Origin of the sequence: Variovorax sp. KK3 (genome assembly GCF_001984055.1) — a bacterium.
Taxonomy (GTDB): Bacteria; Pseudomonadota; Gammaproteobacteria; order Burkholderiales; family Burkholderiaceae_C; genus Variovorax.
Window position 1 is genome coordinate 23344 of sequence record NZ_LYVO01000076.1, and the last position, 14024, is coordinate 37367.

Below are 14024 nucleotides of genomic sequence, written 5' to 3' on the forward strand. Positions count from 1 at the left end.
ACTACCCAGCAACGGCGTCGCGCAGGCTTCCGACTTGCATTGAATCCAGTAGTTCGATCCACTGACTTTGCCGGCACAATGCCCCGGTGGACAAACGACGCATCACGATCAACGACATCGCCGAGCATTCCGGCGTCTCCCGTTCCACGGTCTCGCTGGTGCTGCAGGGCCATCCGCGCATCCCGCAGGCCACCGGCGACAAGGTGCGGCGCTCGATGGCCGAGCTGGGCTACACCTACAACCGCGCCGCGGCCAACTTGCGCCGGCAGACCTCGCAGGCGATCGGGCTGATCGTCAACGACCTGCGCAACCCCTTCTTCGCCGAACTCACGTCGGCCATCCAGGCACGCGTCGAGAACGAGGGCTACTTCGTCTACCTCGTGGAATCGGGAGAGGACTTGGACCGGCAGGAGCGCCTGCTGCAGTCGCTCGTCGAACACGGCGTGGCCGGGCTCGTGGTGTGCCCCGCGACGGCCACGCCCGGGGACGCCTTCGATCGCCAACTGGCTGCGGGCATCCCGCTGTGCCTGGCGGTGCGGCCGCATCCCGACCAGCGCATCGACTATGCGGGCTCCGACAACTACGGCGGCGCGCTGATGGCCACGCGGCATCTCGTCGAGGCGGGACATCGGCGCATCGCCTTTCTCGGAGGCCAGCAGGAAAACCCCGTGCGCGTGGATCGCCTGGCCGGCTACTTCAGCGCGCTGCAGGGCGGCGGCATCCCGTTCGACCCCGCCTTGGTCACCGACAGCCGGCCGACGCTGCACAGCGGCGCCGACGACCTGAAGACGGTGCTGGCTCTGGCCCAGCCACCGACGGCCCTGCTTTGCTACAACGACTACGTCGCCATCGGCGTGATGCACGCGCTGCGCTGCAACGGCTTGGTTCCGGGCGAAGACATCGCGGTGGTCGGCTTCGACGGCATGCCCGAGACGGCCGTCACCTTCCCGCCCTTGTCGACCGTCGAGCTGCATGGCCAGGCGGTCGGCGAGCGCGCGGCAGAGCTGCTGCTGGCACGCATCGCCGATCCCTCGCGCAGCCCGGCCAGGCACGTGGAGCAGGCGACCTTGATCGCGCGTTCGTCGTCGGCGCCGCAACGCACGACCGCGCCGGGCGACGGCGACCGCACCGGCCTGCCGAAGCGCCGCTAGCCGCGCCTGCGCCCCGCGCCGTGGCGCGCACGGGCCAGCGCAACGATCTCGATCAGCCCCCACACCAGCGCGCCGCCGAGCGCGCGCCAGCCGTGGGGATTGGGAGGCCAGAAATGGGGCGAGTGATGGGGAGAGTTCATGGTGGTTCGGGCCACTCTCGATGGATGGCCCACGACCACGCTACGACGTGCGTGTGACGGCTTCGTGTCGGCCGATGCCGCTATCCTGCGCGCACCCTCTCCCCTGTGCGCCGCCTGGTGAATTCATCGGATCTCCCCGAATTGCTCGAACTCGAAGCGCTGGTCCGCCTGGCCGGCCCGAAGATGGAAACACGCCTGCTCTGCGAGGTCGACGCCGGCACGCAGCGCTTTCCGGTGCAGGCCTTCCTGCTCGGCAGCGAGCGGCCCGACGCGCCGGCGGTGGGCTTCTTCGGCGGCGTGCATGGGCTGGAGCGCATCGGCGCGCAGGTCGTCATCGCCTACCTGCGCAACCTGGTGATGCGGCTCGACTGGGACGAGACGCTGCAGCGCCAGCTGGAGTCGATGCGCCTGGTCTTCATGCCGATGGTCAACCCCGGCGGCGCGTGGCTGGGCACGCGCGCCAATCCGAACGGCGTGGACCTGATGCGCAACGCGCCGGTCGATTCGCCCGAGCGCGTGCCGTACCTGATCGGCGGACAGCGCATCAGTGCCAACCTGCCGTGGTACCGCGGCGTCGCCGGCGAGCCGATGCAATGCGAGAGCGCGGCGCTGTGCAGGCTGGTGCAATCCGAGCTGCTGAACCGGCCGCTCGGCGTGGCGGTGGATTGCCACTCGGGCTTCGGCCTGACCGACCGCATCTGGTTCCCCTATGCCCACACCGCACGGCCCATTCGGCACCTGGCGGAGCTGCATGCGCTGTGCGAGATCCTCGACCGCTCGCTGCTGCACCACCGCTACCGGCTGGAGCCGCAGAGCCGCCAGTATCTCGCGCACGGCGACCTGTGGGACCACGTCTACCTCGGTGCCGACCACGACGGCGGCGCCGTGTTCCTGCCGCTGACGCTGGAGATGGGCTCCTGGCTGTGGGTGAAGAAGAACCCGCGGCAGCTGTTCTCTCGCCACGGCATCTTCAACCCGGTGATCGCGCACCGGCACCAGCGCGTGCTGCGGCAGCACATGGGCTGGCTGGACTTCATCACGCGGGCGGTGGGCAGCCATGGGCGCTGGCTGCCGAGCGGCGCGCACAGGCTGCAGCACGAGCAAAGCGCGATGGCGCGCTGGTACGGAAGCAAGGCATGAGCACCTGGGTTCTGTTGCGCGGCCTGACGCGTGAAAGCGGCCACTGGGGTGCCTTCATCGGCAAGTTGCACGAGCGTTTTCCGGACGACCGCATCGTGGCGCTGGACCTGCCCGGCAACGGCCGGCTCCACGACCTGCCGAGCCCGTGGCGCATCGACGCCAGTGTCGAGGCGTGCCGCGAACAGCTGCGCGCGCTGGGCATCGGCCCGCCCTACAGGCTGCTCGCGATGTCGCTCGGCGCGATGGTGGCGGTGGACTGGGCGCATCGGCATCCGCGCGACCTGGCGGGCTGCGTGCTGGTCAACACCAGCCTGCGTCCGTTCAGCCCCTGGTACCGGCGGCTGCAGCCGCGCAACTATCGCGCGCTGCTCGGCTTGCTGTTCGCCGAGGCGGACGGACGCGAGCGCGAGGCCACGATCCTCCGGCTGACCACGCGGCATCCCGAAGGCGGCACGGCCGTGCTCGACGACTGGACGGCGATGCGCGCAGCGCGACCGGTGTCGGCGGCCAATGCCTTGCGGCAGGTGGTGGCCGCGGCGCGCTACCGGGCGCCGGCCCGCGCGCCGCAGCTGCCGGTCCTGGTGCTGGCGAGTGCGCGCGACGGGCTGGTGCATCCCGGCTGCTCGCGTCGGCTCGCGCGGCGCTGGGGCGTGGAGATCGCGGAGCATCCGTCGGCTGGCCACGACCTGCCGCTCGACGACGGCGGCTGGGTGGCAGAGCAGCTCTCGCGATGGGCGGTGATCGGGCCTGTGTGAAGCGGGTAAGCGCGACGGCAGGCTGTCGGCATCGTCATGCGCGCCGACCCAGGTCCGCGCGCGCGATCTCGATCACCTGCTCGATGATGCGGCCGGCCTTGTCCAGACCGACCGGGGCATACAGCAACTGGAGCAACCGCTTGCGGATGTCGGCTTCGATGTCCTGCAAGCTCAACGAATGCTCGGCGATCGCGGCCTGCACTGCCTGGCCGATCGCCATCGACAAGGACAGGTGCTGGGCACGGCGCGCCTCGTCGAGACCGCCTTTCTCATCGTCACCCAGCACGCCTGAGATGACTTCGAGGCAAGCCTCGATTCGCGAGCCTTGCAGCGGGGCTTCGGGCAGCACGGGTGCGGCTTCGGCGGGCGCATCGGCGTGCGGCATGCTCGGCGCGTGCGCCTGGTAGGTGGGCATGTCCTCGGCGACGCGGAAGTCGGCGAGTGGCAGGCGCCGATCCGCATAGTCGACGTATCCGCCGGCGCAACCGAACTGCGCGTAGAGCCCGTCGAGATCATCGATGTCGAAGCCGCCCTGCGTCCTGTTGTCGAGGTCTTGAAAGGCGAGGATCGCCGTGTCGAGTTCCTTGAGGATCCCTCGGTAGTCGACCAGCAAGCCGTGCCGCTTGGATTCGTGGAGGCGGTTCACGCGCGCCACGGCTTGCATCAGTTGGTGGCCCTTGAGCGGCTTGTCGATGTAGAGCACGGCATTGCGCGGCTCGTCGAAGCCCGTGAGCAGACGATCCACCACGATCAGCAGGTCGGGGCTGCCCTCGCCGGCAAAGGCCTGCAGCACATGCCGTTCGTAATGCGTGGCGGCGATGCCCTGGTCCAGCACGTCGTGCTGCCACCATGCCTGCACCTCCTGCAGGCCGTCTTCGCCCGCCGCCGAGTGGCCTTCGTGCACATCCGGCGCGGAGACGAACACCACGCTCGTGACCAAACCCGTGGCATCGAGCGCGCGCTTGTAGCGGATCGCGTCGTGCTTGCTGGCGGTGGCGATCTGCCCCTTCAACCCAGGCGCGGCCCCTTTGAACCGCGCGTTGAAGTGCAGCGCGATGTCCCAGGCGATCAAGTCGATGCGATCGGGTGCCCGGTCGGCTGGAACGCGGGCGGCGAACTTCGCTTTCAGCGCGGCACGCTGCGCCGGGGCGAGATGCGAGGTCACCGTGTCGAACCAGTTGCCGGCGATATCGGTGCCCGGCTCGATCACGCGCTCCTCGTACAACAGCGGCACGACGGCGTGGTCTTCGATCGCGCGCCGCATGGTGTAGGCGCGGACGATCGGACCGAACTTCTCGGTGGTCTTCTCGTCCTTCAGCAGCGGCGTGGCCGTGAAGGCCACGCAGGCTGCGCGCGGCAGTGCCTTTCGCATGCGCTCGTGGGTTTCGCCACCGTGGCTGCGGTGAGCCTCGTCCACCAGCACCACGAGGTCGGCCGAGTCGTTGCGGCATTCGGGAAGCCGCGACGCGATGCTGAACTTCTGGACCAGCGCGAACATGATCCGCTTCGTCCCGTGGCCGATGCGCTGAGCGAGGTCGCGCCCCGAAACGGCCTGGCTGCGCTCGATCTCCTGCTGAACGACCGCCGCCGCGCCGAAGGCGTTGCCCGCCATGAAGTTTCGGGCCAGCTGCCGTTCGAGCTCGCGGCGGTCGGTGATCACCACCAGCCGGCATTCCTTCAGCCGCTCGTGCAGCAGCAGCGCCTTGGCCAGGAAGACCATGGTGAAGCTCTTGCCCGAGCCCGCGCTGTGCCACACGACGCCACCCTGGCGCGAACCGTCGGGTCGCTGCGCATCGAGGTGCCTCAACAGCGCACGCACGGCAAAGAACTGGTGATGGCGCGCCACGATCTTGCCGACTCTGCCGTCGAACAGGACGAAGCCTCGGCGCAATTCGAGCAGCCGCCGAGGCGAGAGCAGGCTGATGATCAGCTTGTCCTGACCATCCGCCAGCGTGGGCAAGGACCACTGGCTCTCGAAGCGCTCCCGCATCTCCGGCGTCGCGTCCCGCAGCAGGGCCGCGCGCGTGTCGACCGGCAAGGCTGCGTTCTTCAGCGCGTGGATGCTCGCATCGTCGAATCCTTCTTCCGCCTCGGCCCCTTCTTCTTCGTGCCAACGCGCCCACAGCCTGGCCGGCGTGGCGGTGGTGCCGTAGCAGCCGCGGCCCGAACCGACGGCCATCAACAGCTGGGCGTAGACGTAGAGATGCGCGATCTCGGCATCGAGCTGGTTGCGCAGCTGCCGGTCGATTCCGTCGTGCATCCTCGCTTCGGCCGCCTGGCCCCCGCGCCGCGGGCGCCCGATCTCGATCGTGACCAGCGGAATGCCGTTCACGTAGCCGACGATGTCCACCGTCCGATAGTGGGTGGCGTGACCGGAGAGGACGCCCATCCGCTCCGTCACGTCGAAGCGGTTGGCGCTCGCGTCGTGCCAGTCGATGACGCTGATCGTCGGCTGGTGCCGCCGGCCGTCGGGCATGAACTCGGTGACGGTGATGCCGGATGCGAGCTTGCCGTAGAGGCGCTCATTCGCTGCCAGCAGGCCATCACCGAGACCGACGGTGGAGAGTTCGCGCAAGATCTGGTCGATGGCGCTGGGCGACAACGGATGGCTCACGCCCTTGTAGTCGAAGCGTCGGGTCAGCAGCACCTCGATGAGCCGCGCCTTCAGCAACACGTCGTGCGCGGTTCCGCGCAGTGCCGAGGCGTCGTCGGTACTCAGAAAATTCCATCCGAGATTGCACATCACGCGCAGCGCTGAGATGCGCGCGTTCTGCACCTCGGGCGCGGAAGCGGAATCGGTCATGGGCCCGGCTCGTTATGTCCCAGCTGCGCGAGGTAGCCGGCCATTTGCGCTTCGACCTCTCGCCATTCCTGCTTCAGGCGTTCGCGTTCGCGCTGCATCTCCACCATGTCGATCTCGCATCGACGCTCGACCGCGTTGACGTAGCGCGGCAGGTTGAGGTTGAAGTCGTTGCGGGCGATTTCCGCGGCCGAAGCCAGGTAGGCGTATCCGCCCACCGATCTTCGAGACTCGCAGGCACGCAGCACGCGCTGGATGTCGGCCTCTCGAAACGTGTTCTGGTTCTTGCCCGGCTCGAAGTCGCCGCTGGCATCGATGAACAGCACCTTGTCGTCCTGCTTTCGGCTGCGAAACACCAGGATCGCCGCGGGAATGCCCGTGCCGTGGAACAGCTTCTCCGGCAGGCCGATCACGGCATCGAGCAGTTGGTCCTCGACGAGTTTTTTCCTGAGTCTCGCCTCGCCCGCGCCGCGAAACAGAACGCCGTGCGAAACGAGCACGGCCATGCGGCCGCTGCCGGGCTTCAGGGTCTCGACCATGTGCAGGATGAAGGCGTAGTCGGCCTTGGTGCGTGGCGGCAAGCCACGTCGGAAGCGGCCGAAGCCGTCGGTCTCCGCGACGTCGTGGCCCCACTTCTCCTGACTGAACGGCGGATGGCCGACGACCACGTCGTAGCGGCGCAGCGTGCCATCGCCGGCGAGCAGCCTCGGGTTGCGCAGCGTGTCGCCCCATTCGATGCGATGGTTGTCCTCGCCATGCATGAACAGGTTCATCTTCGCCAGGGCCCAGGTGTTGCCGATGGACTCCTGCCCGAAGAGCGCGTAGTGCCGGGTTCCGCTGCGTTCACGGATGACCCTTGCGCACTGGATGAGCAGCGAGCCGGCGCCGCACATCGGGTCGCAGATGTCGTCGCCCGCCTGTGGCGCCATCAGGCACGCCATGAGCCGCGCGACTTCCGGTGGCGTGCAGGCGTCGCCCGCGCTCCTGCCGCTGGCCGATGCGAAGTGGCCGATGATCGACTCGAAGGCGATGCCGATCGGCTCGGGTCCGCCGATCCGGCTGGGCCGCAGATCGAGCCCGGGGCTGGCGAAGGCCTCGAGCAGCAGCCGCAGCAGCCCATTCTTCTGCTGCTCGCCGCCGAGCCGGTTGGAATTGAACCCGATGTCCTGGAACACGTCGCGCAGCTTGGCGATATTGGCGTCCTCGATGGCGCGCAGGGCACGGTCGATGCGCTCGCCGTTGCCGGGGTCGAAGCGCGCCGCGTGAAGCGCTTCGAAGCTCGCGCCCGGCGGCAGGATGAAGCGCTCGGTCTTGAGCAGCGCCTCGATGAGGTCGGCGGCGCCTTCGCCGTACTGCGCGTGGTAGCCGTCGCGATGGTCCTGCCATGCGTCGGACACGTACTTCAGAAAAAGCAGCGGGAGGATGTAGTCCCGGCAAGTGGCGGCATCGACGACGCCGCGAATGGTGTCGCAGGCAGCGGACAAGGCGGCGTCGATGCTGCTCCGGCTGTTGGCTGTCGGGTTCATGGGTGGTCGCCTCTTCCGTTGTCGTTCACGCGCCGGCGATCGCCGCTGCGATCGATTCGAACTGCTGCTCGCGGTTGAGCAGGAGCAGGCGCTGCACTTCGACCTCTCGCCGCGCCAGGCGAGCCAGCGCGACGATGCGCTGCTGGTCGGGCAGCGACGGGATGCCGATCGACAGCGATTCGAGCACCGGCCGTCGCACGCTGAGTTGGCTGCTGCCCTCGGCCGCGCGTTGCAGCGCGCGCTGAAAAGGCCGCTGGTTGATCTGCCAGGCCAGGAACTCGGGCATCAAATCGCGCCCGGCCCGGATGCGCAGATGGAACAGGTGAGGGCCGCAGACGGCCTGCCCAGGCAACCCCTCGACGCTGGTCGCGTAGAAGCGCGTGCCGCGCGCCACGAACAAGACGTCGCCTTGTTCGAGCCAGTTGGGCGGGCGCCGGCTCGCCAGGCGGGTGCGTATCACGCCATTCCAGCCGATCCCGCGCGACGGGTCGAGGTCTTTCATCTGGACGGCGAGCACCGGGCCGTCCTTCACCTCCTGGATGGCGCCTCGGAACGCGTGGCCTGCCCGGAGATGGACCTGCTCGCCGAGGCAGCTCTGAACTGCATGAATTTGCATGATGTGAATCGTAACGGGGCGTTGTGGTTTTTCGTTACACTTTGCGGCTCGAAAACTTTGCATCAATCGATTTGATGCTTGAACGAACAGGGGGCGCAGTGAATTACGAGGTCGATCATTTCCCGATCTGCATGAGAAGCGGCGGCGCCATCGCCGTCCGCTGGGGCGTGCACGGCGCCTACAAGGTCCTTGTCTACGACGGCGGCTCGCTCGAATGCTGCAGGGAGGTGGCCATCCATATCCAATTCCGCTGGTGCACGACGCATGTGGATCACGTGGTGTGTTCACGGTCGGACCTGTCGCGGACCCACGGCCTCGAGGCGCTGTTCGAACGATTCAGCATCGGCGCCTTGTGGATGCACCGGCCATGGGTCCACGCCAACCGGACGCTCCCACCGGAAGTGCAAGCCGCCTTCCGCATCGAGCTGCTGGCACAAACCCGCGACGTGCCGATCCACGAGCCGTACGCCGGCACGCGCATCGGGCCCTTCACGGTGCTGTCGCCGCATCGAACCTGGTACATGGACCACCTGTTGCCCGCCTTCAGCCGGCTGCGCCCGCTGCTGGGTGGACTCAAGCCGGCCGCCTTGGCGCAATGGGCGCGGCTCGATTGCGCCAGGCTGGGCCAGCGATGGGACTGGGAGCCGCTTCCGCGCGCCTCCGACGCCCACCCCAGGGAGGAGTCGACTGCCGTGCTCTACGGCGAATTCGGTCGCCGCGGCGTGCTGCTGACGGGCGATGCCGGCATTCGCGCGCTCCACCACGCCTGCGACTTCGCGGAACATTTTCAGCTCGACATCCCTCGCAACCTGCGCCTGCTGCAGGTGCCCGGACAAGGCAAGCCGAGCCATCTGTCCAGCCGCGTGCTCGATCGGCTCGTGGGCCGGCCGCTACCCCGCGACCAGCGGGACGATCCGACGCGAACGGCCTTCATCGCCGCGCCGGCCGGCGCGCCGCCGTTCGGCTACAGGGTCGTGACCGACGCGCTGCGGCGCCGCGGCTTCAAATGCATGCTGGCCGAAGGCCAGCGGCTGCATCACGGCTTTCACATGCCGGACCGCAAGCGGAGTCCGGTCGCACGCTTCATGGCGCGGCGCTGATGGGGAGCACGCGCGATGGCAAAGAAAAACGCGCCCGAAGGCGCGTCGCGAACCGAAGAAGTCGGAGAGGGCGGAGAGATCGAAGCGATCCGAAAGCCGGTCGCCTCAGCGGGCCACCACCCGCACCATCTCCAGGCACTTGTTCGAGTAGCCCCATTCGTTGTCGTACCAGCTCACGAGCTTGATGAAAGTGCCGTCGAGCGCAATGCCGGCCTCGGCGTCGAAGATCGAGGTGCGCGGGTCGCCGCGGAAGTCGGTGGCGACCACCTTGTCTTCGGTGTAGCCCAGCACGCCCTTGAGCGCGCCTTCGCTCTGAGCCTTCATCTCGGCGCAGATTTCCTTGTACGTGGCTTCCTTGACGAGTTCGACCGTCAGGTCGACCACCGACACGTCGGAGGTCGGCACGCGGAAGCTCATGCCGGTGAGCTTCTTGTTGAGCTCGGGAATGACCACGCCCACGGCCTTGGCGGCACCGGTGCTCGACGGAATGATGTTTTCCAGGATGCCGCGGCCGCCGCGCCAGTCCTTGTTGCTCGGGCCGTCCACGGTCTTCTGCGTGGCGGTGGCGGCGTGCACGGTCGTCATCAGGCCGCGCTTGATGCCCCACTTGTCGTTGAGCACCTTGGCCAGCGGCGCCAGGCAGTTGGTGGTGCAGCTGGCGTTGCTGACGATGGCCTCGCCCTCGTACTTCTTGTCGTTCACGCCATAGACGAACATCGGCGTGTCGTCCTTGCTGGGCGCCGACATGATGACCTTCTTGGCGCCGGCGTCGATGTGCTTCTGGCAGGTTTCCTTGGTGAGGAACAGGCCGGTCGACTCGAGCACCACGTCGGCACCCACCTCGTTCCACTTGAGGCTGGCGGGATCGCGCTCCTGGGTCAGGCGAATCTTCTTGCCGTTGACGATCAAGGTGTTGCCTTCGACCTGGATCTCACCTTCGAAACGGCCGTGCACCGAGTCGTACTGGAGCATGTAGGCCAGGTATTCGGGCTCGAGCAGGTCGTTGATGGCGACGATCTCGATGTCGTTCTTGAAGTTTTGGACCGCGGCGCGCAGCACGTTGCGACCGATGCGACCGAAGCCGTTGATGCCGAGTTTGATAGCCATGTGATTTGCTCCTGGATGGTTGAAAACGAGGGATCCGGATCAGCGCGCGAGCGCTGCTTCGACCGTGGCAGCGACGTTCTCTGCCGTGAAACCGAAATGCTTGAACAGTACGCCGGCCGGCGCAGACTCGCCGTACGTGTCGATGCCGACGACGGCGGCGACGCCGTACTTCCACCAGCCGTCGGTGGCGCCCATCTCGACCGCGATGCGCGGCGTACCCTGGGGCAGCACACTCTTCTTGTAGGCCACGTCCTGGCGGTCGAAGGTGGTGGTGGAAGGCATGGAGACCACGCGAACGGCGATCTTCTTCGCAGCCAGCAGCTCCTGGGCCTTGACCGCGAGCTGCACTTCGGAGCCGGTCGCGATGATGACGGCCTGCAGCTTCTTCTTGAGTTCGGGTTCGGCCAGCACGTAGGCGCCCTTGCTGATGTCGCTCAGGTCCTTCTTGGCTGCATAGGGCAGGTTCTGGCGCGACAGCAGCAGCGCGGTCGGGCGCGTCGCGTTCTGCAGTGCGACGGCCCAGGCCACGGCGGTCTCGGCGGTGTCGCCGGGGCGCCAGACGTCGAGGTTGGGAATGAGCCGCAGCGCCGCGGCATGCTCGATCGACTGGTGCGTCGGACCGTCTTCGCCCAGGCCGATGGAGTCGTGCGTGAAGACATGGATCACGCGCTGCTTCATCAGCGCGGCCATGCGGATCGCATTGCGGCTGTAATCGCTGAAGGTCAGGAAGGTGCCGCCGTAGGGAATGAAGCCGCCGTGCAGCGCCACGCCATTCATGATGGCCGCCATGCCGAACTCGCGCACGCCGTAGTTGATGTGGCGGCCCGGCAGCCCGTCGGGCAGGCGCTCGTCGCCCTCGGTGCGCACCACGGCGCCGCTGGCGTCGAAGCGCAGCGCGGGCGTGCTCTTGGTGTTGGTGAGGTTGGAGCCGGTAAGGTCGGCGCTGCCGCCCAGCAGCTCGGGCAGGGCCGCGGTGAAGGCCTCCAGCGCGAGCTGCGAGGCCTTGCGCGAGGCGACCGTCTCGGCCTTGGTATGGGCATTGACCACCGCATCGAAGGCGGTCTGGTTGAAGTTCTTCGGCAGCTCGCCCTTCATGCGACGAACGAATTCGGCTGCGAGGTCGGGGTACTGCTTGGCGTAGGCGGCGAACTTCTCGTCCCACGCGGATTCGAGCTTGGCGCCGGCGGCTTTGGCATCCCATTCGTCGTACACGGCCTGGGGCAGCTCGAAGGGTTCGTGCGCCCATTGCAGTGCGGTGCGGGTGAGGCCGATCTCGTCGGCGCCCAGCGGCTCGCCGTGGGCCTTGGCGGTGTTGGCGCGGTTCGGGCTGCCCTTGCCGATCTGGGTCTTGCAGATCACGAGCGTCGGGCGCTGGTCTTGCTGGCGGGCCTGGTCGATGGCCTCGGACACCGCCTTCACGTCGTGGCCGTCGACCTGGCCGATGACGTTCCAGCCGTAGGCCTTGAAGCGCTCGGCCGTGTTGTCGACGAACCAGGGCTTGACCGGCCCGTCGATGGAAATGCCGTTGTCGTCGTACAGCGCGATCAGCTTGCCGAGCTTCCAGGCGCCGGCCAGCGCCGCGGCTTCGTGGCTGATGCCTTCCATCAGGCAGCCGTCACCGAGGAACACGTAGGTGCGGTGATCGACGATGTCGTGCTCGGGGCGGTTGAACTCCGAGGCCAGCAGCTTCTCGGCCAGCGCGAAGCCGACGGCATTGGTGATGCCCTGGCCCAGCGGGCCGGTGGTGGTTTCGACGCCGGGCGTGATGCCGGTTTCGGGATGGCCGGCGGTCTTGCTGTGGAGCTGGCGGAAGCGCTTGAGCTCCTCGACCGGCAGTGCATACCCCGTGAGGTGCAGCACGGCGTAGATGAGCATCGAGGCATGGCCGTTGGACAGCACGAAGCGGTCGCGATCGAACCAGTGCGGATTGACCGGGTTGTGGCGCAGGTGCTCGCCCCACAGGGCCACTGCCATGTCGGCCATCCCCATCGGTGCGCCGGGATGCCCCGAGTTCGCGAGTTGAACGGCATCCATGGCCAGCGCGCGGATCGCGTTGGCCATCAAGGCTTGGTTGGCCATGTGGTCGGGGCTTTCTTCTGGGGGGAGCGGTTAGGGAGAACGCGGGATTTTAGCGGCCGGGGCCTGACGCCCTGCCGGAGGGCCCGCAGTGGGCTGATAGAGTGCCGGCCTTATGCATGGCCTGCACCTGACCGCCGACCTTCGAGACTGTCGCTGCGCGCGGCTCTGGCTGGTGGACGCCGAAGCGCTCGGCGCGGCCTGCGTGAGGGCGGCCGAGGACGCCGGCCTGCAGGTCGTGGGCACGCTGTTCCACGGCTTCGCAGCGACGCCGAAAGGGCCGGGCGGTGTGACAGCCACCGTGCTGCTGGCGGAATCGCACCTGTGCGTGCATACCTGGCCTGAGCAGAACGGGGTGACGCTGGATGTCTATGTCTGCAACTTCGGCGCGGACCACTCTGCCAAGGCGAGGGCGGTGATGGCGGCGCTGGAAACCCTGTTCGAGCCCGGCAGCGCTCAGCGCCACGCGCTGGTGCGTGGCGCCATCGACGCAGAGGTCGAATGAAAGCCAAGGCCATGATCCTCGCGGCCGGCCGCGGCGAACGCATGCGGCCGCTGACCGACACGACGCCCAAGCCGCTGCTGAAGGTGCAGGGCAGGCCGCTGCTGCAGTGGGCGATCCAGGGGCTGTATACCGGCGGCGTGCGTCAGATCGTCATCAACACCGCCTGGCTGGGCGACCAGATCTCGTCGCACTTCGGGTCGAACCACCGCTACGCCAGCCTGGCCTATTCGCACGAGGGACGCGATTTCGGCGAAGCGCTCGAAACGGCCGGTGGCATCGTGCGTGCGTTGCCGCTGCTGGGCGAGGTGTTCTGGGTGGTGGCGGGCGACATGTTCGCACCGGGCTTCGTTTTCTCGAAGACGGCGGTCGACCGCTTCGTGGCCAGCAAGCGGCTGGCCCACCTGTGGTTGGTGCCGAATCCGCCGCACAACCCGAAGGGCGATTTCGGCATCTCGCCGGATGGCCTGGCGCTCGGCGATGCCCCGCGCAAGTTCACCTTTTCGACCATCGGCCTGTATCGCTCGGCGCTGTTCACGTCGCCGTACTGCGACGTCGCGCCCGGCAATCCGAGCGGCATCAAGGCGCCGCTGGCCCCCGTGCTGCGTGCAGCGATGGCCGAAGGCCTGGTGAGCGCAGAGCTGTACGAGGGCGACTGGGCCGATGTCGGCACCCCCGAACGGCTGGTCGCCGTGAACAAAAGAAAACGGCCCGCACAAGGCGGGCCGGATTCAGTTTGAGGCGTTAGCGCCGATCAGGGCACGTTGGCCGTGCGGAGGTTGAAGGGTCGTCCTTCCACCGCATAGCTGCCGCCGAACTCCATGTTCATGCCGCTGGTGCCCTGCACCGGGCAGCCGCCCGGGGGCTGGCACGCCCACTGACCGCCGCGGTTGGCGAAGGTCACCGGACCGTAGCGGTAGTTCAGCACGGCCTTGCCGCTGAAGTCGGCCACGCTCAGCAACATGTTGTCGCTGGCGAAGTTGTCGGCGTCTTCCACGGCGATCGGGTCGGTGATGCGCGAGTCCTGCAGGGTCCGCACCACGCTGCCGCTGTCACCGTTGGACGCGAAGCGCACCCACTGGATCTTGCGGTCGCCGCGCGAGGCCACCAG

12 protein-coding genes and 1 pseudogene are annotated in these 14024 nt (G+C 67.7%); 6 read left to right on the forward strand and 7 right to left on the reverse strand.

The features are described from left to right. Positions 1-86 precede the first annotated feature (86 nt). Positions 87-1151, forward strand: a complete 1065-nt coding sequence (locus B0W80_RS27400) for a LacI family DNA-binding transcriptional regulator (RefSeq protein WP_077002320.1) — start codon at positions 87-89, stop codon at positions 1149-1151. Here the strand turns inward: B0W80_RS27400 and B0W80_RS35705 are convergent. Then, a complete protein-coding gene (locus B0W80_RS35705; RefSeq protein WP_179107037.1) occupies positions 1148-1291 on the reverse strand; it encodes a hypothetical protein in 144 nt (47 codons plus the stop codon). The genes B0W80_RS27400 and B0W80_RS35705 overlap by 4 nt on opposite strands. A gap of 141 nt (positions 1292-1432) precedes the next feature. Between B0W80_RS35705 and B0W80_RS27405 the strand changes: the two genes are divergently transcribed. After that, positions 1433-2431 (forward strand): M14 family zinc carboxypeptidase, encoded by a 999-nt coding sequence (locus tag B0W80_RS27405; protein WP_373039142.1) that lies wholly within the window; start codon positions 1433-1435, stop codon positions 2429-2431. Next, positions 2428-3186 (forward strand): alpha/beta fold hydrolase, encoded by a 759-nt coding sequence (locus tag B0W80_RS27410; protein WP_077002321.1) that lies wholly within the window; start codon positions 2428-2430, stop codon positions 3184-3186. The genes B0W80_RS27405 and B0W80_RS27410 overlap by 4 nt, the downstream gene beginning before the upstream one ends. Positions 3187-3220: 34 nt before the next feature. Here B0W80_RS27410 and B0W80_RS27415 read toward each other — a convergent pair whose 3' ends face one another. From B0W80_RS27415 to B0W80_RS27425, 3 genes are read right to left on the reverse strand one after another with little or no spacing between them, the layout of a single operon-like run. Continuing rightward, complete coding sequence (locus B0W80_RS27415; RefSeq protein WP_077002322.1) at positions 3221-5989, reverse strand: type I restriction endonuclease subunit R; 2769 nt, start codon at positions 5987-5989, stop codon at positions 3221-3223. Then, positions 5986-7512, reverse strand: a complete 1527-nt coding sequence (locus B0W80_RS27420; protein WP_077002323.1) for a class I SAM-dependent DNA methyltransferase — start codon at positions 7510-7512, stop codon at positions 5986-5988. The genes B0W80_RS27415 and B0W80_RS27420 overlap by 4 nt, the downstream gene beginning before the upstream one ends. Positions 7513-7537: 25 nt before the next feature. Further along, entirely contained in the window at positions 7538-8128 is a 591-nt protein-coding gene (locus B0W80_RS27425; RefSeq protein ID WP_077002324.1) for a restriction endonuclease subunit S, read from the reverse strand. Between the two features lie 98 nt (positions 8129-8226). On the opposite strand from B0W80_RS27425, the gene B0W80_RS27430 reads away from it, so the two are divergent. Beyond that, entirely contained in the window at positions 8227-9228 is a 1002-nt protein-coding gene (locus tag B0W80_RS27430; protein WP_077002325.1) for a hypothetical protein, read from the forward strand. Between the two features lie 105 nt (positions 9229-9333). On the opposite strand, the gene gap is transcribed toward B0W80_RS27430, so the two are convergent. Continuing rightward, positions 9334-10335: a type I glyceraldehyde-3-phosphate dehydrogenase gene (gene gap / locus B0W80_RS27435; protein ID WP_077002326.1), complete on the reverse strand. Its 1002-nt coding sequence runs from the start codon at positions 10333-10335 to the stop codon at positions 9334-9336. 39 nt (positions 10336-10374) lie between these two features. Continuing rightward, positions 10375-12414, reverse strand: coding sequence for a transketolase (gene tkt / locus B0W80_RS27440; RefSeq protein WP_077002327.1), 2040 nt, complete (start codon positions 12412-12414; stop codon positions 10375-10377). A 112-nt stretch (positions 12415-12526) separates the two neighbouring features. On the opposite strand from tkt, the gene B0W80_RS27445 reads away from it, so the two are divergent. Beyond that, on the forward strand, positions 12527-12916 hold the full coding sequence (locus B0W80_RS27445; protein ID WP_077002328.1) for an S-adenosylmethionine decarboxylase family protein: 390 nt from the start codon (positions 12527-12529) through the stop codon (positions 12914-12916). 11 nt (positions 12917-12927) lie between these two features. Then, a complete protein-coding gene (locus B0W80_RS27450; protein WP_077002331.1) occupies positions 12928-13653 on the forward strand; it encodes a nucleotidyltransferase family protein in 726 nt (241 codons plus the stop codon). A gap of 14 nt (positions 13654-13667) precedes the next feature. On the opposite strand, the pseudogene B0W80_RS35710 reads toward B0W80_RS27450, so the two are convergent. Next, positions 13668-14024 (reverse strand): annotated as a pseudogene (locus B0W80_RS35710) (hypothetical protein); the annotation flags it as partial.